We start from the raw sequence: 22,256 nt of genomic DNA, 5'->3' as shown, positions 1-22,256 counted from the left end.
GCCCCTACCCCGCACAAAGCCATTCACTCGCAACGCGCTCAGCCCGCCGCCACGCGCTTCAGAATCCGCTCGACGCCCTCGACATAAGTGGCGGTGCCGAACCGGCGCAGCGCCGTTTGATAGCCGTTGCTGACGAGCTTGTTGCGCAACGCGTCGTTCGATTGCAATTCGCTCAGCGCGTCGGCGAGACCTTGCGCATCGCCGGGCGTGCACAGCACGCCGTTCTCGTGGTCGTCGATGATCTCCAGCACGCCGCCCGCGCGAGCCGCCACCACCGGCCGCTGCGCCAGCATGCCTTCGACGATCACGCGGCCGAACGGCTCCGGCGTGATCGACGTGTGAACGACCGCGTCGACCGCGCACATGCAGGCCGGAATGTCGTGCTGGAAGCCGAGGAAATGCACGCGGTCGCCCAGCTTGTGCGCGGCGACGAACGCATGCAGTTCGATCTCGTACTGGTCCTCGCCGAACAGCGGCGCGCCCACCAGCACCGCGTGCATGCGCGGATTGAGGACCATCGCCTCGAGCAGCACGTGCTGGCCTTTCCAGCGCGCGAGACGGCTGAACGAGCCCACCAGGAAGGCGTCGCGCGGCAGGTTCAGGCGCTCGCGCAGCGCCGCTTGCGGCACCGTGCGCAACGCGTCGAACGGCGCGGCGGAAATGCCGTTGAACACCACGTCGACACGTTTTTCGTCGAATCGCGTCAGTTCGGTGAACGCTCGCGCCGAAGCGGCGGAATTGGCGATCACGTGCGTGAGACCGAGGCGCGCGCACCACTTGATGATCGCCAACTGCTTGCCGCCGAAATGCTCGGGGCTCACGATATCGCGCAGATGCCAGACCACCGGCCGCCTCGCCAGCTTGCCGGCAATCGCGCCGATCACCATCGCGCGCTGCGTGTTCGCGTAGATCACGTCGGCATTGCGCGCGCGTTTCGCGGTGGCGCGCACGAGCGAGAGCAGGCCCTTGAGCGCCTGGCCCTTCGGCAGCGAGCCGCCTTGCTTGCGAACGTGGCGCAAGGCGCCGGCGTCCAGCACATCGACGCTCACGCCGGCCCTGGCCAATGCGGTGTGAAACGGGCCGTCGTCGAACAGCACGACCTCGATGCGCGAGCGCAGCGCCTTGACGATTTCCAGCAGCGACAGCTCGGCGCCGCCCAGCACGCCGCTCTGATCGACGGCGAGAATGCGCGGCGCGTCGGCGCCCGCTTCGGCCTTGTAGGGCACGTAAGGCGGCAGCGTGGCCGAACGCAACGCCGGCACCGAAGCGCGCACATGCGCGAAGAAGCGCTCGCGAAAATTCGCGGCGGAAAACTGCTCCGCGTTCGCGCGGCAATCCACCGGCGAAAAACGCTTCACGTGCTCGTCGAAACGCTCGACCGCGGCGATGATCGACTCGGCGTTCTGGTCGTCGAAGAACATGCCGGTCGGCCGCGGCTCGGACAGATCGCGCACGGTTTCGAGCGCGCCGCCCTTGCCGTAGGCGATCACCGGCGTGCCGCATGCCTGCGCCTCGACCACCGAAATGCCGAAGTCCTCCTCGGCGGCGAAGACGAAAGCCTTCGCGCGGCTCATCTTCTCCTTCAACACCTTGAACGGCTGATAGCCCAGGATCTCGACGTTCGGCCCCGCCTTCGCGCGGATCTTCTGCATGTCGGGGCCGTCGCCGATCACCACGAGCTTGCGCTCGGGCATCCGCGCGAACGCCTCGACGATCAGATCGATCTTCTTGTACGGCACCATCCGCGAGGCCGTGAGATAAAAATCGTCCTTGTCGGTGCACAGCGAAAACGCCTCGACGTCGACCGGCGGAAAGATCACCTGCGCCTCGCGCTGATAGACCTTCTTGATGCGCCGCGCGATGAACTCCGAGTTCGCCACGAATCCATCCACCGAATTCGAGGTGCGGATATCCCAGTTGCGGATGTAGTGCAGAATCAGCCGCGCCATCGCCGACTTGGGGCCGTTGGTGAGCTTCGACTGCTGCAGGTACTGATGCTGCAAATCCCACGCGTAGCGGATCGGCGAATGCACGTAGCTGATGTGCACCTGGTCCGGGCCGGTGAGAATGCCCTTGGCGACCGCGTGGCTGCTCGAAATCACCACGTCGTAGGCCGACACGTCGAGCTGTTCGATCGCGAGCGGCATCAGCGGCAGATACGTGCGGTACTTGGTGCGCGCGAGCGGCAGCGTCTGGATGAACGAAGTCGTCACCGGCTTGCCGCGCAGAAAGCTGCGGTCGTCGAGAAAATCGACGAGGCTGAACAGGTCCGCGTCGGGAAAGCACGCGACGATCTGCTCCAGCACCTTCTCCGCGCCCGCGTACGTGACGAGCCAGTCATGCACGATCGCGACGCGCACCGTCTTGTCGCCGCGCAACGCGCTGCGGCGCGACTGCGTCTCAGCGCCGGGAACGGTGGTGAGTTCGGCCAGTGCGCTGCGCGTCGCGGGTTGCAGCACGGCTTCTTCAAGGATGTCCTGGTTCATGCGCTTTTCCTCAAATTCAGTCGCAACAGCAGTGAACGCGCAAGATCGCGCAAGGCGGGTGTCATCGTGATCGACCAGGCGACGTTGGCCGCCACCATCAATGCACCGGCGACGATCGCCATTGCGAGACCCGGCAGGAAGCCGGCAAGCCAGAGGCTCGCCAGCAGGAAAGCGAGGTGGGCGAGCATGTCGAGCGCGATCTGCCGCGCGTGAATCGCGGACAGACGCAGCAGCACCGCGTAGTCGAACAGCGCCCGGCCGGCCACGGCGAACGCCGCGCCGGTCAAACCGAAATGCGTGATGCCGAACCACAATGCCCCTGCAAACAAGGGCAATTCGAACAAGCCGACGCGCGCGGCGGTGGCCGGATGGACCTGCGACTGGATCAGAATGCGCGTGACGTTCGCCTGACCGACGAGCCACACGGCGACGATCATCACGCGGCCCACCGGCGCGGCGACGGTGGCGATTTCATTGCCGACCCATAGATGCAGGAACGGTTCGAGCACCAGCATCGCGACCAGCGCGACCGGCGTGAACACGCCGTTGAGAAATTCGAGCGACTGCCGCGTGATGGTGTCGGCGTCGGCGCGGCTCACCGCCGAAAGGCGCGGAAACAGCGTACGCACCATCGCCGTCGGCACGATGTTCAGACGCGTGACGAGGTTTTGCGGCACCGTGTAGTACGTGACGAAGCGCGCGCCCAGACTCGTGCCGAGCATCACGCGGTCGAGCGATTCGGCGATCATGTTGGTGACGCTCGCGATCAGCATCCAGCCGCCGAAGTTGAAGAGCCCCTTCGCGACGCCCAGTTGCGGCGGCAGGATGCTGCGGATTTCCAGCACCTTCAGCGCGGAGCGGCCCAGCAGGAGCGCCGCGAGAATGCGCGCGAACACCGCGGCGGCCAGCACGTTCTGCAAGGTCGCGCCCAGCCACAGCGCGGCGCCGAGCGGCAGCAACTGGAACAGAAACGTGCCGATGGTCTGATTGGTGTTGTAGACGCCGAAACGCTCGGCGCCGTTGATCGCGCCCGCGAACACCCACGACACGTTGGCGATCGGAATCGCCACCGCGAGCCACGGCAGCGCCATATACACCTCGTGCTGCAACTCCGGCGACACCTTGGTGAAATACGCGGTGTACAGAAACGCGCCGAAGTAAATCATCAGCCCGCCGATCACGCCGGTCGCGAGATTGAGCCACGTCGCGCTCCAGAACACGCGCGCGCTCTCGGTCTTGTCGCCGGACGCGCGCGCCTTCGAGATGTGGTTCTGCGCGGCCATGCTCATGCCGAGATCCAGAATCCCGAAGTAGCCGATCAGGGTCCACACGAGACTGATCACGCCGTAGCGCTCGACGCCGAGCAGCCTGATATACGACGGCACGGTCACGAGCGAGACGAAGGTGGGCAGCACCAACCCGAAAAAATTGATCGCTACGTTCTTGAGAATGCCTTTGTCCATCGGATGCCCTGGGGTTGAATACGGTTGACTGCCTGTTGTTCTGTGCGCTTCATCAAGGTTTCCAGCGGTACATCATCACTTTGCCGCGCGCGTCTTCCTCGACGAACACGAGGTACTCGCCGTTGCTTCGCTTCGCGGCGCTGATGCCGTTGGGCACGTCGACCCAGCCCGACGCGCGGCCCACTTCCGGGCCCGGCCGGATCACGCCGAGTTCCTTGCCGCTGCCCTTGTCCCACACGTGCACCGCGCCGGCCGGCTCCACGCCGAACACGTATTGCCCCTCGACGGTGAGCCCGATGATCGTGGCGATGGGCTTGCTCTGCGTGGTCCAGGGCAGCGTGATCGAATAGCGCTGCACGGGGTTGCCGCTCGACCATTTGTCGTAGCGCACCAGCACGCGGCCCACTTCCTTCCAGAAGCCGCGATCGGTCGGCGTGTCGGCCGTATAGCCGGCCACGTACATCGTGTCGGTGTCGGGTTCGTAGATCGCGCGGTGCAGTTCGGTGAAGGGCTTGGGCACCGGGTATTGCGTCAGGTCCGAATACGAGTAGACGGGGTTGCCCTTCGCATCGAGTCCGCCGAAGCGGAAGCGATAGATGCCCTTGGTGTCGCGCGTGCGCCAGATGTCGCCCGCGCTATCGACCCACCAGCCCCAGCCGCCCGCGAGCTTGGTGCCGCTCGTGTTCGGCGTGAATTCGTCGGTATTGAATTTGCCGTCGCCGTTCGCGTCGCGCCAGATCCAGTCGCCGCCCGGCGGCGCGTTCGGCACCTTGGCCACCGCGCGCTCGCGCCCGGCGATGAAGCCCGAGGGCGCGGCCACCTCGCCGTCGCGCTGCGGATCGAAGCGGTAGATCTTCAGGTGATCCGCGTACATGTCGGTGAGATACAGGAAGGTCTTGCCCTTGAGCTTGCGGGCGATCGGCAGCCCCGGATATTGGTCGGTGTGAAACACGGGGTCGTCGGGATACTTGAAGCGGTTCGACAGGAAGCCCACGTATTTCCAGTCCTGCCCCGCGGGCTTCGAGAGATCGAGTTCGAAGCGCTTGTTGCCGGTGTAGACGCTGTCGGGCCGAGCCGGATCGATCCATGCGCCGTCGACGAACAGCAGCCCTTGCACCTGCCAGTTCTGCCGGCCGTCCGGCGCATAGCTTTCGAGCGTGGCGCCGAGGCCCGCGCCGATCGGCTCATAGCGCGGACCGATGCCGTTGGTCGACACATACACGTTGCCGCGCGCATCCACGCCCACGCCGGTCAGCCCGTTGAAACGCCGGGGTCCCGGCCTGCCCGCCACGCCGCTAAAAATACCGCCGCGCTCGCCGAGCGAGCCCGACTCCGCATAGCGGCCATTGCTCCTGCTGAAGAACAGCACCTGCTGACGCGGACCGTTGTCGGCGATCAGGATGCGACCTTGCGCGTCCACCGCGATATCGACGGCGAGCGTGTCCGCGGGCAGCGTGAAGTTTTCGTCGATGCGCTTGCCCGCGACCGTGTAGTGCTCGACGTGCGGCGCCGGGTCGTTGCGCGTGCCGGCCAGCACCCACAGCGTGCCGTCGGGCGCCAGCGCGAGACGGCCCGGCTCGTGCACGGTCCAGGTGGTTTTCTGTTGCATCGATTCGGCGTCGTAGACCTCGATGCGATCGCGCGCCGTGTTGGCCGCGAACAGCGTGGTGTCGTTCGCCGCGAGGCCGCCGATTTCGGCGCTCGTGCCGGTGGGCACTTCGTTCATCATCAGGAAGCCCGCGGCGAGCTGCGCATGCGGGTCGCCGCTTTTGGCGGCCGGCTGAAACGGCGCGGCGCGCTTCGGATCGGCGATCAGCCGGCGCGAGATGCCGAACCATTGCTTGCCCTTCTGCGGCCATACGCCCTGCTCGACGAGCCGCCCCTTCTCGTTGCCGACCGCGATCGCCACGAACGCGTATTGGCGATTCAGCGCGATCGCGTTGCCGCCGCTATTGCCCCAGCCGTGCGTGCCGCCCGCGAAGCCGAGCATCTTGCCGTCCTGGTAGACGCTGGCTTCCGCGCCGCTCTCGTCCCACGGCGCGTTCGTATAGACCTTGCCATCGGGCGCGACCGCGATCGCGGTGATATTGATTTGCGCCCACGTGCCCTCGCCGAAACCGAACGTGTTGCCGATCCATGAGGTTTTCGCGTTCAACGCGGTTTCCGCGCGAGCCGTGACGCCGACCGATCCCGCGACCAGTCCCGCCGCACATGCCAGCACGGCACACCAGCTTTTGAACGCGAAACGGGGCAAAGTATTTTCTCCAATCAGCGGCGCGCCGCGCTCAGGCAAACGACCCGCGCGGATAAAAAAATCCGGTGAGGTCACGGTAAGAACGCTTGCGAACGAATACGAACGGGTACAAAAAAGCCAGAAGCAACACAAGAACATCAGACCGGTTCGCGCAGGACACGAGGCCGGGTAACGACGGCGAGGCGGCATGCAGGCAACGGGAAGCGGCGGCGCCGCGGGCTCGCGAGCGGGACAACCGGGTGCGGCCCACGCGCCGTCCTTGGCCACCCAATTCACACGGCTCACATTACGCGGAAAAAACACCGCGACGAAAATCGAAAATAATTCAAAAATATTCGCCGCTTTAAGCGCAATGAAAGAAACTGATTTAAAAATCGATTAAAACGGAATGGACGCCGGGCTGGCCGGCGCGAGGCCGTTGCAGCCAAGCTTACCGACCCGGCCAGGCTCACGGCGCAGTTCTTACGCGTCGCGTCACGCCTTCGGCACAAGCATGAAAACTCATTGGAAATGAATAACGAAACACCCTGTTGCAATCTGATTCATTTATCCAATTCATTCCCGTTTTTTCACGATTTTCTTTTGCCTAGAATCGATTGCACTTCCGTTGCGACGCGAAGCGAGCGCGCCTGTGGTTGCCGAACGCGCGTTGCTTCGCCCGGCCCATCCGCTTCACACCATGGACGGTTCATGACTGCCAGCGCCCTGCCCTTAGCGCCTTCCCACTCCCGCCGCATCGTGCAGCTCGACGGCTTGCGCGCGATCGCCGTGCTCGCGGTGTTCGCGCAGCACGCGCTCAAGGCGCCACTGTGGATGGGCGTCGATCTGTTCTTCGTGCTGAGCGGCTTTCTGATTACCGGCATCCTGCTCGAACGCAAGTCGCGCGAGCAGTCGTATTTCGCTTACTTCTACGCGCGCCGCGCGCGGCGCATCCTGCCGCCGTATCTGCTGCTGATGGTGGTGTCGTCGCTGCTGTTCGGTCTCGGCTGGGCGCAGCACTGGCAGTGGTACGCGTTCTTCGCGACGAATATCGGCGACGCGCTCAACCAGAGCGGCCACGACAGCCTGAACGTGCTGTGGTCGCTCGCCGTCGAGGAGCAGTTTTATATTTTCTGGCCGTTCGTGATCCTGCTCGTGCCCGAGCGCGTGCTCGGCTACGTCGCGGCCGCGTTGATCCTGCTCGTGCCGGTGCTGCGCGCGGTCGCCACGCCCTGGTTCGATTCGTTCTGGCCGATCTATTACCTGACGCCGTTTCGCATGGACCTGCTCGCGGCCGGCGCGCTGCTCGCGGTCGCCGTGCGGCGCGATCGCGACGCGCTCGAACCGTTCAAGGGCGTCGCGGTGCTCGGCGTATTCGCCGCGCTCGCCGTGCTGGCGTGGCTGCATCTGCATTACCCGCGTTTTCGCGCGGCCAATACGCCGCTCTCCAACGCGGGGCTCTACAGCGTTTCGTTGGTGCTTTGCACGTCCGTCGTGGTCATCGCCCTGCAAAGCAAGGGCATCGTCAAGCGGCTGCTGTGCAATCCGGTGCTGGTCTATATCGGCACCATCAGCTACACGGTTTATCTGATTCACCTGAGCGTGCTGTACGCGCTGTGGCCGCTGCATCTGAACCGCTACATGACCGCGGCGCTCGCGCTCGCGATCACGCTCGCCTACGCGAGCATCACGTGGTTCGCGTTCGAGAAGCGGCTGATTTTCGGCGCGGGCGGCAAAGCGGCGCAAGCGCCGGTGCCGGGCGCGGGCGTCACGTGGGCGGCGCCGCAAGCGCCGGCCACGGGCCGTGGCGGGGCCGCGTCGCAAGCGCCGCGCAGCCGTGCATGAGGCGCGGCGGATGGCGCAGAGCGAGCTTGACGACTACCGCGGCGCTGGCTTCGCTCGCGCTGCTGTCGTTCGCGCTGCTTTCGTTGCCGGCCGGCGCGCATGCGGCCAGCGTGGACGCAAGCCAGGCGAAGCCGATGAATTTGACGCAAACCCAGGCGACGCAAATCCGGGCCACGCAAATTCAGCCGACGCAGGCGCGTGCAAAACCGGCCCAGGTGCTGATCGACGCCTATGGCGATTCGACCACGCTCGGCATCACATGCAGCGACGGTCATTGCGGCCCGCAGGCGCAAAACGCCGTGGCTTTTTTGCAGGATGAATTGCAGGCGCGGCACGGCGAACGCGTGCGCGTCACGAACTACGGCGTGGGCGGCACGATGGCGACGCAACTGCGCGACGGCACCGGCAACCGCCGCGCCGGCCCGAGCGCCGGGCTGCCGTGGCAGGAGCGGCTTGCCGCCTCGCCCGCGCAGATCGTGCTGATCAATTACGGCATCAACGAAGTCATGCAGAACCAGACGCCCGAGGCGTTCTACGCGGCCGAAACGGCGCTCGTGAAAACCGCCCGCGCGCTCGGCAAGGAGCCGGTTCTGCAGACCTCGAATCCGATGCCCGACGGCCGGCTCAACGCGCGGCTCGCCGCGATGGTGGCGATGACGCGCCGCGTGGCCGCCGAACAGCAGGTGCCGCTCGTCGACCAGTTTGCCTACATCAGCAATTTGCCCGACTGGAAGACGCTGATGTCCGACGGCGCGCATCCGAAGCCGGGCTTGTACCGGCTCAAGGCCGAGGAAGATTTTCAAATCGTCGATCCGCTGGTGCGGCGACTGCTGGACGGCGCGCTTTGAAGCTTTTTTCGGGTGCGCCTGGGGTGCGCCTTGTGAGCGGCTCGCGAAGCGTGCTTCCGACAGGCGCTTTTCGAGTATTGCCGCGGGGTGTGCCGCTTGATGTGCCAATGACCGTGCCGCTGTGTTCGTCGACAAAAATGTGCCAATGACATGCGCCGTAGCCGGCGCGACTGCTTCTTCTCTTTCTCTTTTACCAATATCGAAGGCAAGCTATGAGCCAACCACGCAAAGCGATCATCACCGGCGTATCCGGACAGGACGGCGCCTATCTGACCAAACTGCTGCTCGACAAGGGCTATCACGTGACCGGCACGTACCGGCGCACCAGTTCCGTCAACTTCTGGCGCATGCGTGAGCTCGGCGTGCTCGATCATCCGAATCTGCGTCTGGTCGAACACGATCTGACCGACCTCGGCTCCACGCTGCGCCTGCTCGAAGGCGCGCAGGCCGACGAACTCTATAACCTCGCCGCGCAAAGCTTCGTGGGCGTCTCGTTCGACCAGCCTGTGACCACCGCCGAAGTGACCGGCATCGGCGCGCTGAATCTGCTGGAAGGCATCCGCATTCTGAATCCGAAGACCCGTTACTACCAGGCGTCGACCTCGGAAATGTTCGGCCTCGTGCAAGCGGTGCCGCAACGCGAGGACACGCCCTTCTATCCGCGCAGCCCGTATGGCGTGGCCAAGCTGTTCGCGCACTGGTCGACCATCAACTACCGCGAGTCGTATGGCCTCTTCGCGAGCAGCGGGATTCTGTTCAATCACGAATCGCCGCTACGTGGCCGCGAATTCGTCACGCGCAAGATCACCGACACCGTCGCGAAGATCAAGCTCGGCAAGCAGGACGTGCTGGAACTCGGCAACCTGAGCGCGAAGCGCGACTGGGGTTTCGCGCTCGAATACGTCGAAGGCATGTGGCGCATGCTGCAAGCCGATGAACCGGATACCTTCGTGCTCGCCACCGGCCGCACCGAAACGGTCCGCGACTTCGTGCTCATGGCGTTTGCCGCGGCGGGTTATCAGATCGAGTGGTCGGGCAAGGAGGAACGCGAGATCGGTATCGACGTCGCCACCGGCAAGACCCTGGTGCGCGTGAATCCGAAGTTCTACCGTCCGGCCGAAGTGGATCTGCTGATCGGCTGCGCCGACAAGGCGCATGAGAAGCTCGGCTGGAAGCCGGAAACCACGCTCGAACAGCTATGCCACATGATGGTTCATGCGGATATCGGGCGCAACGAGCATCACGAGACGTTCTAAGCGACGAGTGGGCATTCGCCACGGCTGCGACTTCGGTGTGGGGACCCGAAAGCCAGGCAGGCCGTGGCGCACCGGCTTGCGAATGCCTCAACTAAGCTGAATAACGACAAATGACGGGGTATTTTAGCTGGATTACGACAAAATACCTCGTTGAACCAGGCTAATTTAGCTAAATAACGACACGCCCGTCTCTTGCCGACATACCCGTCTTTAGCCAGAAAACGACAAATGCACTAAAATAAAAGCTGGTTAACGACAAACGCTGGCCCAAATGGCTCGCTCTTTAGCGGAAAAACGACAGGCAGACGAAATTCTTTTCGCGATCGGTGACGCGAGTGCAGATCGCCATCTTCAGCGACGCGCCAAGGAAGGTCAGCTAATTCGCGTCGGGTCTGGCATCTACGTCCAACACGGCACCGCCGAGGAAGTGGAAGGCCGGATTCGCCGGAACTGGCAGAAGATTGCGGCGTACGCGGTACCGGGCGCCGTCGTCTCGCACCTGAGCGCGTTTGCGGGGGGCATCACGCCGTCCCATGAAGTGGTGCTGTCCCATCCAACGCGATTTAACCGGCGCATCCGCTATCCCGGCCTCACCTTGGTCTTGATGAAAGGACCGGGCCCGCAACCTGGTGATCTTCGGCTCGGTTCGCTCGACCTGTATTGGGCCTCGCAGGAACGCGCGCTTCTTGAGAACCTGGGTCGAAGTTCCGCTACGACCCGCGCTACCCGCGACCAGGTCGAAGAACGCCTCGTCACCTGCCTGAACGCAAATAAAGAGGCTGGACTTAACCAGATTCGGGATCGTGCTCGCGAACTTGCCGAGCCGCTCGGAGCCCAGACCCATTACGAAGTTCTCAACGGACTGATCGGCGCTCTGCTGAGCACCCATTCAAAAGGCGTACTCAAAACAAAGGCTGGCCTGGCGATTGCGCAAGGCACGCCCATCGACATGGCGCGCGTCGAACTCTTCAACACGCTTGCGACGGCGCTACGGACAACAGTGCTGCCGGATCTTGCAGACGTTGCTGGTCAAGGCAGTAGCCGCATCCATTTTGCATTCGTCGAATCGTATTTTTCCAACTATGTCGAGGGCACGCGATTCTCAGTGGAGGAGGCAGAGAGCATCGTCTTGCGCAATCAGATCGTCGCGCAGCGTCCCAAGGATTCACACGACATCCTGGGCGTATTCAATCTTGCCTATCAGACCGAGACCCGCGCAATAGTGCCACCTGTCGGCGACGACTTCGTGGATGTGCTCCAGGAACGCCATCGAATCATGCTCGAGCGCAGACCGGAAGTTAATCCAGGGCACCTTAAGCTCGATGCAAACTACGCCGGCACGACTGAGTTTGTTCAACCTTCGCATGTGCGCGGGACGCTTGCCGAAGGATCGCGCCTTGCCCTGGCGATTCCTGAAGGCATGGCAAGGGCGATTTATTACCTGTTCCTCATCGCCGAGGTGCATCCATTTGCCGATGGCAATGGGCGGCTCTCAAGACTGGTGATGAACGCCGAGCTATCCAGGTCTGGGCACTCCCGAATCATTATTCCCACACTCTTTCACCCGCAGTTTGTGGACTGTCTTCGGGCGCTCACCCAGAATGGGCGGCCAGAGCCGCTCATCAACGCACTATCGCGCGTGGCAATCTGGTGCGCGGCATTCGACTATAAGGACCTTGCAACGCTCGTATCAGCAATGAGGCGCGCGAATGCGTTCGAAGAGTCTCCTGCGGAATTCCGATTGCTGAACGCCGACGGTAGCCGAGCCACATAAGCGCACCGAGCCCACTTCGCTCAATGCACCCCACCCGCCGCGATCGCCTCGCCATACACCGCGGCGACCCGCTTCGCGATCACCGAGTTATCGAAGTTCTCACGCGCGTAGCGGCGGCACGCATCCGAATCCGGCATCTTCAGCGAGCCGTTCAACGCGCCCGCCAGGCCTTCGGCGATTGCCTTCGCACCCGTCTCCGGCAGCACCAGGTTCGGCGACAGACCCGCCACCGCTTCCGGCAAACCGCCCACCGGGGTCACCAATACCGGCGTGCCCGACGCCAGCGATTCGACGGTGATCAGCCCAAAGCCTTCCAGCGCCACGGTCGGCACCACGCTGATATTCGCCGCGCGGTACAGCGCCGCCAGATGCTGATCGGGCACGAAGCCCAGCAGCTTGACGTTGTTCTCCAGCCCAGCCTCGCTGATGCGCGCCTGCAACTCGCCTTCGAGCCGCCCCTTGCCCGCGATCAACAGCAGCACGTCGGGCTCGCTGCGCTTGAGCAGCTTCACCGCGTCGATCAGATCCTCCAGACCCATGCGGCGCACCAGACGCCGCACCGCCAGCACGATCGGCCGGTCTTGCGGCAATTGCAGTTTGAGGCGCGCCTCGGCCGGCGTGATCGGCAGATTGAACTGCTCGACGTCGACGCAGCCGGGCACCACGCGCACCCGATCCGGCGCGATGCGATAGCGCGAAGTCAGAATCTTGCCGAACGCCTCGGACAGCACGATCAGCCGCGACGAGCGCGCATACACCGATTGCTCCAGATAGCGCTTCGCGCGCTGGCCGAGCGAATCGGCGCCTTCCACATGACTCTCGTCGGCCCACGGTCCCTGGAAATGCGAGACCTGCGGAATGCCGCGCGTCACGTCGAGCCCCGGAAACGTGTACAGCGCGAAGTGCGACGAGATCACGTCGGGCCGCGACCGGCTGATTTCCTGACGCAGCGCGCGGCGCGCGGCCATCAGCCGCAGCGGCAGCGATTGCGCGGCGGAGCCGAAGCCGTTGATCGCGCCGCCGGTGTCCGCGGCCACCTTGGGCGAGCCGGCCACCACGCCGCGCACCGCGACGCCCGCGCCCGGCAGCGCGCCGACCAGCGAGTAGTACATGCGGTCGAGGCCGCCCGCGCGCTCGGGGAACCAGTGCATCCCGATCTGCAGCGATTTGATTGAGCTCGTCGTCATGGTTGTTGCCCCTGTGCGTTCTGTGAGTTGTGTGAGTCAAGCGATGCGGCGCGCGATCGTGCAAGCGAGGTCCGCGCGATCATTCGGCGCTCTTCTGTCCGGCCAGCGTGTTCAGCGTCAACGCGTCGGTCTTGGCGACCACTGCCGCTTCCGCGTCGCTGCGCCGGCGGTTTTTCTGCTGCCCTTCCAGTTGCCGGTACAGCGCGATGTATTGCGCGGCCATCCGGGCCCAGCCGAAGCCGGTGGCGAGTTCGTTGGCGGCGACACCCATCGCGCGCCGCGCGCCGTCGTTGTCGGCGAGACGCGCGACCGCGCCGGCCAGCGCCTTGGGATCGTCCGGGTCGTCGAGCACGATGCCGCATTCCGGCGTGATGATCTCGGCGCCGCCCGCCGTGCGCGCGGTGACGACCGGCAGACCCGCCGCCATCGCCTCGAGCAGCGACAGGCTCATCGCTTCATAGCGCGAGGGAAACACGAAGGCGTCGACCGAATGCATCAGCACCGGCATCTCCTTCACGAGCCCCAGAAAATGCACGCGATGCGCGATGCCGAGCGCCTTCGCTTCTTCAGGATAGGGACTGCCCGGCAGAAAACCGGCCACCGCCATCTGCACGTGCCCGGGCAGATGCTTGAGCGCGGCGAGCACCGTGCCGAGGTTCTTGCGCGGCGTGCGCAAGTCGCCGACGAACAGCAGCAGGAACGCGTCCTTCGGCAAGCCGAATTTCTCGCGGTCGCCGGTGGCTGCGGCGAAGCCTTGCGTGTCGACGCCGTTGTAGATCACATCGACGCGGTTATCCGGCGTGAGGCCGATCGCGCGAATCTCGTCGGCGACCTTCTGCGACACCGCCGTGATGACCTTCGAGCGGCGGTAGGCCCAGCGTTCGAGCAGCGCGTTGCAGCGCGTATAGATCGACTGGTACGCGGACCACACGCCCTTGGTGAGCCCGAACGGATAGTACTTGCTGCCGAACCAGCCGCTATGCACGAAGTGCGAGGTGTTGACGTCGGCGGGCATCCACGTGATGAAGCCGTTCACGTGCAGCACGTCGTATTCGCTGCGATGCGCGCGTAGCCACATCGCGCTCTTGAACGCGAACACCTGCTGGCGCAGCAGATTGGTGGGCCACCAGCGGCCGATTTTCATCGGCACCCAGCGGACGTTGGGGTGGGCGAGCAGATCGGGCGCGACGTGCGAGGCGACCAGCGTGACGCCGATGTTCTCGTCGAGCGCGGCGCGCGCAATCTCGTGGTTGACGCGCCCCTGGCCGTCGTTATGGCGCACGACGTGCGTGACAATGGCGACTCTCACTCAGTGCCTCCGTGGACAAATAGCGTGCGTCTGCGGTTCATTTTTTCGTAGTGCACCGCAGAAAGGATCGAAAAAACACTCATGAAAAGCAGCAGTCCGCCTGTGCCGACCAGCGAATTGGTGAACACCAGCATCGCGAAGGTCGCGAGACTCAGGCTCAGGCAGGCGGACACGAACTTGTCGTTGCGCATCCTGAACGACGCGAGCACCGCGCGCACCACCAGCCAGACGATGCCGGACATGTACAGCAGCGTGCCGGGCCAGCCGAGCACGAACGGAATGTTCATCACGCCGCTGTCGAAGTTGCCGTACTGGCCGAGCTGGCCGCCGTCGTTCGAGAGCTTGGTGGAGGTGCCGGTCGCGCCCATGCCCTCGCCGGCCACGTCGGTAAACGCGGTTTTCGCGAAGGTCGCGTAGAACTCGTTACGCGCGGCGTAGCTCTGGTCGTCGTTCAGGTTGACGATGGTGGAGAGCCGCGCCTGCATCCGCTCGGCCACCGGACCGACCGCGAGCAACGGCACGCACAGGCCCGCGAGCAGCACCGCGCTCGCGATGATGCGCACGCGCACCTTGTTGTTCGACTTGACCAGTTGAATCAGGAGCGCGACGATCCAGCCGCCCCACGTCGAACGCACGAGGCTCAGCGCGAACGAGAAGAAGCCGAGCGCCGCGGCGATCCAGCGCACGCGGTGCGTGGCCGCCATCACGAAGACCATCGCGCCCATCATCGCGAACGCGAACGGGCCCGACGAATTCATCGTGCTGAACACGCGCACGCCCATCGGCACGGCGTCGCCTTGCGAGTTCATCTGCGAGCCGAGCATCCACAGCGCGTCCCACTGCGGCATGATGAAGAACTGGATCAGCCCGTAGCCGCCCATCACCAGCATGCCCCAGATGAAGGTATTGACGATGGTGTCGCGGTACTGCGGATACTGGCGCGTGTGCGCCATGATGTGAAAGCCGATCAGGATCGGATAGAGCCAGTTCGCGAGGTCGTAGGTGGCGGCGAGCGGCCCGCTCGACATCACGCCGATCATGAACGCGTAGGCGAGCCCGAGCAGCACCAGCAGCACCGGCAAGCCGCGCCGCTGCGACAGCAGCCGGTAGTAGCGCAGCAACGAGAACGCGCTGATCATCGTCACCGCGAGCGGCGCGACCTGGATCAGACTGGTCGGCGTGAACGAGCCCTTGGACCAGTCGGCGAGACGCCGCACTTCCGGGCTCAGGAACCACAGCCACCACATGAAGCCGATGTAGCGCGCCGGATTCCTGAAATACAGCCACAGGCCCGTGAGGATCGCGAGCAGCGGAAACGCGAGCGTGAGCACCGTGCCCTGACGCGCGCCGATCATGAGCGCCGTGATCAGCCACAGCAGCGCCTCCGGCATCCACTCCTTGCGGCCGTTGGAGACGGCTCGCGGTGCGCCGTCGGCGCCGGCTCGCGTGATCGTCGACATCGTTTAGAAGCCTCCGCGCGATTCGCGCGCGCGCTGTCCGGCGGAACCGCTTGCGCCTGCGCCCGCGCCCGCACCCGCCATGCGCCCGCGCAACGCCGCGCGCGCCCGCAGCATGTCCTGCGTGATCCGCACGTGCTGCATCGCGTAGCTTTGGGTGGTCAGATCGCGCGACAGCAAACCGGCCGCCGCCGCCTGGGCCTGCTGCAACGCTTCGGCCGGCGACGCGACGAGCCGGTCCACCGCTTCGCGCAGTGCCTGCGGATTGAACGGCGGGATATACGCGGCCTCGCCCGCCGGGAAATAATCTTGCAACGCGCCGACGTTGGTGACCACCATCGGCTTGCCGACGGCGGCCGCCTCCAGCATCACGGTGATGCCCGACGCGTGCGTATTGGGCCGCAACGGCACGACGATCACGTCGGCCCAGTCGTACAGTTCGTGTTGCTTTTTGATGCCCGAGAACAGCGCGATCTCGACGTTCGGCGCGCGCAGCGAGGCGGGAATCCGGCGGCGCGTCGCGAGTTTCACCGTGTAGCGGTCGTCGTTGCCGAGCGCCTTGATGAGCGTCTCCCAATCGCGGTCGCGGTCGTTGCCGATCGCGGCGATGCGCAGCGGCGTGTGCGGCTTCCACTCGCTCGGCGCGCGCACCGGAAAGTCCTGCGTATTCAGGCCGTAGAGCAGCGGCTTCGCATCGCGGTCGAAATAGCGCCGGCACAGCTCGGCGTTTTCGCTGGCGAGCGTGGTCAACTGATCGGCGCGCGTCATCAGCTTGCGATACAGCCAGCTACGCAGCATCCCGTACGAAGGCCACTTGTCGAGCAGCCACACGCTTTGCGCGAGCAGCAAGGGAGAGGACTCGGCGCCCGCCTTGCGGCCGGAGAGCAGCAGCATCAGCGCGGCGGAGAGCCATTCCTGTTCGGTGTGCGTCCAGATCACGTCGGCGCGCAGCATGTCGGCGCGGTTGCGCCACGTGTGGATGAAGTCGAAGCCGAGCGCCGCCTTCAGCGCGCGGCGCAAAAGGCGCGCGGCCTTGCCTTCGCGCGCGTCCTGCGAATAGGTCAGCGCGAACGCGTCGGATTCCGCGTGGTGATAGCCATACAGGCAGCCGATGTTGTCGCCCGGTCGATAAAAACGCGGGTCGGCGCCATAAAACAGGTGAACGTGAACTTTCGTACTCATGCAGTCACTCCGGTCTGCCGGTGGAAAGGGGCATCGCCGCGCGCGTGCCCGCGCGCCGGCCGATGCACGAACGTGCCGGACATGTCGCTGGTTTCGCTCACGCGGCGCGTGACAGCGCGCGGCGCGCCTCGTGCGCGCCGGTGCGCACCGCCCGCCAGCGCGACAGCTTCAGGGCCGCCTGCCTCGACACGAGTGCGAGCGCCGCGTGGGTGAGTCCCGGATAGACCCGCGTGCCGACCAGCGTCCACCACCACCACGCGGTTTCGCGGCGCAGCGGCGGCAACTGGTCGCGCAGGATCAGATGGAAGTTGAAGGCGGCGTTGCGCAACGCGGTCATGGTCTGCGCGTCGCGCCGGTCGTCGTCGAAACGTTCGGCGGGGAAGTGATCGACCGCCACGCGCGGGTCGTACATCAGCTTCCAGCCGGCGTTCTTCACGGCGAGGCTGAAGGCCATGTCGTTGTGGACCTGCGCGCCGGCGCCGCGCAAACGCGCGTCGAAGCGGATGGCGCGCACCGCATCGCGCCGGTAGCTCATGTTGGCGCCCTTCAGGATGTCGACTTCGCGCGCGCCGCCCACGCCGAGATGATGATTGCCGATGATCTTGCCGTGCGCGGTGACCTTGCCCACCAGCGGGCGCTGGCCGTCGAGCACGCGGCCTTTTTCATGCACCCAGTCGCGTCCGCCGAGCGCGCCGAGGCGCGCATCGTTTTCGAACGCGGCCGCGATGCGTTCGACCCAGTCGGCGTGCGGCGCGGCGTCGTCGTCGGTGATCGCGATCACGTCGCCCGTGGCGGCGTCCAGTCCGCGATTGAGCGCCGCGACCTGACCCGGCACGTCGACCAGCGCCACGGCGAGCGGCAGCTTGCCCGGCACCGCCGGATCGCGCAGACAGGCATGGGTCGCTTCGTCGTCGGCGCGCGCCACCACCACCACTTCGTCCGGCGCGCGCGATTGCCGTTGCAGCGCCGCGAGGCAGCGCGCCAGATCGGCCGGGCGGCGGTAAGTCGGAACCAGTACCGTCACTTTCATCGTGATGTCCTTTGTTATCGTCATTGCGACAGCTTTCGAATGCGCGCGAAGTTCAGGGGCTCGTCAACGCGCCTCACCTCAGGTGCTCAGATATTCCTGAACCGCCGCATAGCTGCGGTCGTAGCCGCCGCGCGCGCGCGCCGGCATGCCGTTGAAAATGCCGCCCTGCACGTGCACGCCGGCGGCCCGCAAACGCTTGAGCGCGTCGGCGATCTCGCCCTCGCTGTGCACGCCCGAGCGCATCACGAAGAAGGTCGAGCCGGCATACGCGCCGATGATCGACGCATCGGTCACCGCCAGCACCGGCGGCGTGTCGATGAGGATCACGTCGTAGCGCTTGGCGAGGCCGTCGAGGTATTGCGGCAGACGCGGCGACATCAGCAGCTCCGACGGATTCGGCGGACGGCGGCCGCACGAAATGAAGCTCAAGCCTTCCACGGGCGCGTTGCGGATCGCTTCCTCCAGCGAGATCTGGCCGCTCAGCAATTCGGACAGGCCATTGTCCTGGGCGCCGCCCAGATAGCGTTCGAGCACGCCGCGGCGCATGTCGCCGTCGATCAGCAGCACGCGCTTGCCCGAATTCGCCAGCAGCACCGCGAGATTGACCGTCAGGAAGCTCTTGCCGACGCCGGCCATCGGGCCCGTCAGCATGACGATGCGATTCTTCGCGTCGAGCATCGTGAACTGCATGGAGGTGCGCAGGCTGCGCAGGCTTTCGATCGTGACGTCCTTCGGCCGCGCGTTCGCCAGCACCGAGCGCAGGCGTTCGCCGCCGCGCTCGAAACTGCTTTCGAGCAGCGCCTGCTCGGGGCTCAACGGCACGAGGCCGAACACCGGCAGATGGAAAGCGCGCTCGATGTGGTCGGGGTCGTCGATGCCCTTGAACATATTGCGGCGCAGGAACACGAAACCCGTGCCCGCGATCAGGCCGAGAATCACCGCCGCCGACAGGATCAGCACCTTCTTCGGCTTGACCGGCACGCCGGGGCGCAACGCGGCGTCGACGATATGCACGTTGCCGCCGGTGCCGGCCTTCTGCACCGAGAGCTCCTGCACGCGATTGAGCAGCAGCACGTAGATGTCCTCGGCGACCTTCGCGTCGCGCTGCAACTGCACGGCCTTCACTTCGGTGGCGGGCAGATCGCGGAAGCGGTCGGCGTACTTGGCGCGCTGCGCCTGCAATTCGGCCATCTGTTCGCGCGCGGCCTTGAGCGTCGGGTGGTCGTCGCCGTAACGCTCGGTGAGCTGCGCCATCTGCAGACGCAAGCCGGCGATCTGCTGCTCGTACTGCACGCTGCCTTCCAGGTAGACCTTGGCTTCCTCGCTCGCGTTGATCGAGCCGGACTGACGCTGGTACGCGGTCAGCGCGGCCTCGGCGCGTTCGAGATCGGACTTCAGGCGCGGCTCCTCGCTCTTCAGGAAGTCGAGCATCTTGCTCGCGTCGGCCTGCTTGTTCAGCACGTGCTGGCGCACATACGACTGCGCGAGCGCGTTGGCGACCTCGGCCGCGTGCGCCGGGTCCTTGTCCTCCAGCGAGATCTGGATCACGCCGGTCTGCTTGCCCTGCTCCTGCACGCTGATCGCCGACTGGAACGCGGTGATCGCGTCGAGATCGTTCGCGCGCATCACGGTGAACTGCTCGCCCGGACGCGCCACCAGTTTGTTCACGAGCATCGTCACGCCGCCGCCCTGCTCCTGCTGGCCGACCTGGCCGCGCAGCAGCAGCGTGCCGTTCGGCGCGTAGAGCTCGTAGTGCTGGTCGTCGATGGCCTTCATCGTGAGCTTCTGGCCTTCCAGCGCGGGCACCACGTCGATCGAATCGACGTCGGCCACCTCGCCGCCCCATGCATACGACGACAGACCGAGCCACGGCCGCGCCGGCTGGCCGGGGCTCGCCATGCGCGCGGCGATGCTGCCGAGCAAGGGGAACATCTTCGGCGTGACGCTGAAGTTCAGCTTCAACTGCTGCACCACGGGCGCGACCACGCCGCGGCTCTTGATGATTTCGATTTCGGCGTCGGTCGGCAGCGAGGTGGAGCCGGTGGTGATCGCCGCGCCCGTCTGCGTCTGCGTGAGCGCCTGCGAGGTGTTGTCGGACTGCTCGACGCGCACGTGCGCGTCGGCCGAATACACCGGCTTGGCAAGGTAGCAGTACGCGCCCGCCATGCCGACGATCACCGCGGCAATGGCGATCAGCCACCAGATGTCGTCGAGGATCACCTGCACCAGTTGCCCGAGGACGACGTCCTCTTCTTCGGTCCGAACCGGACCGGCCATGTATGGAGAGATTTGATTGCTCACAATTCGATCCCGTATCGGTTGCTGCGGCGTGTGTCTGGGCTTCTTGCTTCTTTCATCCTGCTTCCCGGCTGGCTTGCCTGTCTTTCCGTGTCGAGGGCCCGCGCCCCGTGAAGGCGGCGCGGACCCGTCGACGCCGTCGCGGCTTAGCGCGTCAACTGCTTCAGGTAGAACAACGTCTGCACGCTCGGCAAGACCTGCTGCAACACACGGTTGAAGGTGGTCGAGGCGGCGGTGCCCACATACACGACATCCATCGGCTGCAACTGGAACTGCGACGACAGCATGATCGCGTCCGGCTGCGTCATGTCGAGGCGGTACACGTCCGGCGTGGTCGGCTTCTCGCGCATGCCGCGCATCACGAAGATCTGCCGCGGATTGGCGTCGGTGTCGAGAATGCCGCCCGCCTGCGTGAGCGCGTCGGCGATCGTCAGACGGCCCTTCAGCATCGGCACCTGGATCGGCGTCTTCACTTCACCCATCACGAAGATGCGGCTGTCGCTGCGGTCCGGCACGTTGATCACGTCGCCGCCTTGCAGCATCACGTTCTGCGTGGTGTCGCCCTTGTCGAGCATGCGGTTGGCGTCGAGCACATAGAGCTTGTTGTTGCGCGTGAGACGCACGCGCTGGATGTCCGCGTCGCCGGTCGAGCCGCCCGAGCGCGTGATCGCGTCGACCAGCGTGAGCGGCACGTCGCTGACGGCGAGCGGCCCCGGCGTCTTCACCTCGCCGGTGACCTGCACTTTCTGCCCGCGGTACGACAGCACGCGCACGTCGACCTGCGGGTTGCGGATATAGCGCACGAGGCCCGATGCGAGCTGATCGCGCAGTTCGCCCGGCGTCTTGCCGGCGGCCTTGATGCGGCCGACGAACGGGAAAAAGATCGTGCCGTCGGCGGCGATGGTCTGGCCGTACGGATCGGCCTGGCCCGGCAGCGCGGCCGTATAGGGCTGCTGCAACGCGCCGGCGACGCTTTGCGTGGTGTTGCCGCCGGAGGACAGCGTGCTGCCCTGCGGGGTGGTCAATTCGGGGTGATCCCACACGGTGATGCCGAGAATGTCCTGCGGCGACAGACGGTACACGTACTGCGACGGATCGCTGAAACGCGAGGTCGGCAGCACCTGGGTCGCGGCGGCGGCGGCTTGCGCCTGCGCGGCGACCAGCGGGCCGTCGATCAGATGGACCGGATAGGTTTCCGCGGCCTGGCTCTGGTGCTGGCCGTCGTCTTTCAGACGGGAGGTGTCGAGATAATTGCCAGGTGCGGTGGCGCAGGCCGACAGAAAGGACGTCAGCAAAAGCGAGGCGGCAACGCTCGACTTGAAGCGCGTCGAGTCGAAGCCCGTCGATGTGAAGTTCGCAAGCGAGCTTGCAGCGGTTTTTTTCATCAGCATATTTTCTTCAGCCATCCCATGACCAGATGTTCGATGAGCACGAGACTCTCCCTATAAGTGGTTTCCGCGCCGCCGTGCGGATCGGCGACGTCGGAATCGGCCTCCCACTTGCCGAGCGGATAAACCTTGCCGCGCGAGGCCGGATCGAGCGCCTCGACCGCGCTCACCTGCGCGCGCTCGCTGACCAGCACCAGATCGGCGGCGCGCACGAGCTGCCGGTCGAGACGTCTCGAGTAGTGGATCCCGGAGGCGACGCCCCGCTCCGCGAGCAGGCGCTGCATCACCGGGTCCATGCCGTGGCCGTTCACGGCACGGATGCCCGCCGAATGAAACGCGATCGGCGCTGCTGACGTGCGCGACGTCAATCGCTGCCGGGCCTTGAACAGCATTTCGGCGGCAGGCGAACGGCACACGTTGGCGTGGCAGACGATCAGAACGTTGGCGAACATAGCGGACTCCCTTCGGGTGAGACGCTTCGTGACGGCGCGTTGGCGTCG

At 65.2% G+C, this 22,256-nt stretch carries 15 protein-coding genes; 4 read left to right on the top strand and 11 right to left on the bottom strand.

The genetic code is table 11. The features are described from left to right. Nucleotides 1-38: 38 nt before the first annotated feature. Genes ACOCG7_RS20500 through ACOCG7_RS20490 form a run of 3 tightly spaced genes read right to left on the bottom strand, consistent with a single transcriptional unit; the run spans nucleotide 39 to nucleotide 6,203 of the window. Nucleotides 39-2,486 carry a glycosyltransferase family 4 protein gene (locus tag ACOCG7_RS20500; protein ID WP_347143472.1) on the bottom strand — a complete coding sequence of 816 codons (2,448 nt, stop codon included), beginning with the start codon at nucleotides 2,484-2,486 and terminating at the stop codon, nucleotides 39-41. Then, on the bottom strand, nucleotides 2,483-3,949 hold the full coding sequence (locus ACOCG7_RS20495) for a flippase (protein ID WP_073426633.1): 1,467 nt from the start codon (nucleotides 3,947-3,949) through the stop codon (nucleotides 2,483-2,485). The genes ACOCG7_RS20500 and ACOCG7_RS20495 overlap by 4 nt, the downstream gene beginning before the upstream one ends. Before the next feature lie 52 nt (nucleotides 3,950-4,001). Then, nucleotides 4,002-6,203 carry a hypothetical protein gene (locus ACOCG7_RS20490; RefSeq protein WP_347143471.1) on the bottom strand — a complete coding sequence of 734 codons (2,202 nt, stop codon included), beginning with the start codon at nucleotides 6,201-6,203 and terminating at the stop codon, nucleotides 4,002-4,004. 690 nt (nucleotides 6,204-6,893) lie between these two features. Between ACOCG7_RS20490 and ACOCG7_RS20485 the strand changes: the two genes are divergently transcribed. The 4 genes from ACOCG7_RS20485 to ACOCG7_RS20470 all read left to right on the top strand — a co-directional run bounded on the left by ACOCG7_RS20485 (nucleotide 6,894) and on the right by ACOCG7_RS20470 (nucleotide 11,905). Further along, nucleotides 6,894-8,027, top strand: coding sequence for an acyltransferase family protein (locus ACOCG7_RS20485; protein WP_073426635.1), 1,134 nt, complete (start codon nucleotides 6,894-6,896; stop codon nucleotides 8,025-8,027). 26 nt (nucleotides 8,028-8,053) lie between these two features. Next, a complete protein-coding gene (locus ACOCG7_RS20480) occupies nucleotides 8,054-8,875 on the top strand; it encodes an SGNH/GDSL hydrolase family protein (protein WP_416448104.1) in 822 nt (273 codons plus the stop codon). 212 nt (nucleotides 8,876-9,087) lie between these two features. Then, nucleotides 9,088-10,131 carry a GDP-mannose 4,6-dehydratase gene (gmd, locus tag ACOCG7_RS20475; protein WP_073426636.1) on the top strand — a complete coding sequence of 348 codons (1,044 nt, stop codon included), beginning with the start codon at nucleotides 9,088-9,090 and terminating at the stop codon, nucleotides 10,129-10,131. 271 nt (nucleotides 10,132-10,402) lie between these two features. Beyond that, nucleotides 10,403-11,905: a Fic family protein gene (locus ACOCG7_RS20470; RefSeq protein WP_347143469.1), complete on the top strand. Its 1,503-nt coding sequence runs from the start codon at nucleotides 10,403-10,405 to the stop codon at nucleotides 11,903-11,905. 20 nt (nucleotides 11,906-11,925) lie between these two features. On the opposite strand, the gene ACOCG7_RS20465 is transcribed toward ACOCG7_RS20470, so the two are convergent. From ACOCG7_RS20465 to ACOCG7_RS20430, 8 genes are all read right to left on the bottom strand, one after another. Then, on the bottom strand, nucleotides 11,926-13,092 hold the full coding sequence (locus ACOCG7_RS20465) for a glycosyltransferase family 4 protein (protein ID WP_073426637.1): 1,167 nt from the start codon (nucleotides 13,090-13,092) through the stop codon (nucleotides 11,926-11,928). 79 nt (nucleotides 13,093-13,171) lie between these two features. Next, a complete protein-coding gene (locus ACOCG7_RS20460; protein ID WP_073426638.1) occupies nucleotides 13,172-14,401 on the bottom strand; it encodes a glycosyltransferase family 4 protein in 1,230 nt (409 codons plus the stop codon). After that, nucleotides 14,398-15,861 (bottom strand): glucose-6-phosphate isomerase, encoded by a 1,464-nt coding sequence (locus ACOCG7_RS20455; protein WP_073426639.1) that lies wholly within the window; start codon nucleotides 15,859-15,861, stop codon nucleotides 14,398-14,400. The genes ACOCG7_RS20460 and ACOCG7_RS20455 overlap by 4 nt, the downstream gene beginning before the upstream one ends. A gap of 3 nt (nucleotides 15,862-15,864) precedes the next feature. Beyond that, nucleotides 15,865-17,040: a glycosyltransferase gene (locus ACOCG7_RS20450; protein ID WP_073426640.1), complete on the bottom strand. Its 1,176-nt coding sequence runs from the start codon at nucleotides 17,038-17,040 to the stop codon at nucleotides 15,865-15,867. A 97-nt stretch (nucleotides 17,041-17,137) separates the two neighbouring features. Further along, on the bottom strand, nucleotides 17,138-18,070 hold the full coding sequence (locus ACOCG7_RS20445) for a glycosyltransferase family 2 protein (RefSeq protein WP_083084286.1): 933 nt from the start codon (nucleotides 18,068-18,070) through the stop codon (nucleotides 17,138-17,140). A gap of 78 nt (nucleotides 18,071-18,148) precedes the next feature. Beyond that, nucleotides 18,149-20,347, bottom strand: a complete 2,199-nt coding sequence (locus ACOCG7_RS20440; protein WP_073426641.1) for a polysaccharide biosynthesis tyrosine autokinase — start codon at nucleotides 20,345-20,347, stop codon at nucleotides 18,149-18,151. Between the two features lie 167 nt (nucleotides 20,348-20,514). Beyond that, a complete protein-coding gene (locus ACOCG7_RS20435; RefSeq protein WP_374709878.1) occupies nucleotides 20,515-21,759 on the bottom strand; it encodes a polysaccharide biosynthesis/export family protein in 1,245 nt (414 codons plus the stop codon). Next, entirely contained in the window at nucleotides 21,753-22,208 is a 456-nt protein-coding gene (locus ACOCG7_RS20430; protein WP_114162422.1) for a low molecular weight phosphotyrosine protein phosphatase, read from the bottom strand. Before ACOCG7_RS20430 ends, ACOCG7_RS20435 begins: the two co-directional genes overlap by 7 nt. Between the last annotated feature and the right edge of the window lie 48 nt (nucleotides 22,209-22,256).

It is taken from the genome of Paraburkholderia sp. DD10, assembly GCF_049177125.1.
Taxonomy (GTDB): Bacteria; Pseudomonadota; Gammaproteobacteria; order Burkholderiales; family Burkholderiaceae; genus Paraburkholderia; species Paraburkholderia terricola.
Note: the sequence above shows the minus strand (reverse complement) of the source record. Positions and strands in the feature narration are given on the sequence as shown.

What these genes read in the sequence shown, in the direction of transcription:
- ACOCG7_RS20500 (WP_347143472.1), bottom strand. Translation starts at nt 2,486, where the DNA reads ATGAACCAGGACATCCTTGAAGAAGCCGTGCTGCAACCCGCGACGCGC.
- ACOCG7_RS20495 (WP_073426633.1), bottom strand. Translation starts at nt 3,949, where the DNA reads ATGGACAAAGGCATTCTCAAGAACGTAGCGATCAATTTTTTCGGGTTG.
- ACOCG7_RS20485 (WP_073426635.1), top strand. Translation starts at nt 6,894, where the DNA reads ATGACTGCCAGCGCCCTGCCCTTAGCGCCTTCCCACTCCCGCCGCATC.
- gmd (WP_073426636.1), top strand. Translation starts at nt 9,088, where the DNA reads ATGAGCCAACCACGCAAAGCGATCATCACCGGCGTATCCGGACAGGAC.
- ACOCG7_RS20470 (WP_347143469.1), top strand. Translation starts at nt 10,403, where the DNA reads ATGGCTCGCTCTTTAGCGGAAAAACGACAGGCAGACGAAATTCTTTTC.
- ACOCG7_RS20465 (WP_073426637.1), bottom strand. Translation starts at nt 13,092, where the DNA reads ATGACGACGAGCTCAATCAAATCGCTGCAGATCGGGATGCACTGGTTC.
- ACOCG7_RS20455 (WP_073426639.1), bottom strand. Translation starts at nt 15,861, where the DNA reads ATGTCGACGATCACGCGAGCCGGCGCCGACGGCGCACCGCGAGCCGTC.
- ACOCG7_RS20450 (WP_073426640.1), bottom strand. Translation starts at nt 17,040, where the DNA reads ATGAGTACGAAAGTTCACGTTCACCTGTTTTATGGCGCCGACCCGCGT.
- ACOCG7_RS20445 (WP_083084286.1), bottom strand. Translation starts at nt 18,070, where the DNA reads ATGAAAGTGACGGTACTGGTTCCGACTTACCGCCGCCCGGCCGATCTG.
- ACOCG7_RS20440 (WP_073426641.1), bottom strand. Translation starts at nt 20,347, where the DNA reads ATGGCCGGTCCGGTTCGGACCGAAGAAGAGGACGTCGTCCTCGGGCAA.
- ACOCG7_RS20435 (WP_374709878.1), bottom strand. Translation starts at nt 21,759, where the DNA reads ATGCTGATGAAAAAAACCGCTGCAAGCTCGCTTGCGAACTTCACATCG.
- ACOCG7_RS20430 (WP_114162422.1), bottom strand. Translation starts at nt 22,208, where the DNA reads ATGTTCGCCAACGTTCTGATCGTCTGCCACGCCAACGTGTGCCGTTCG.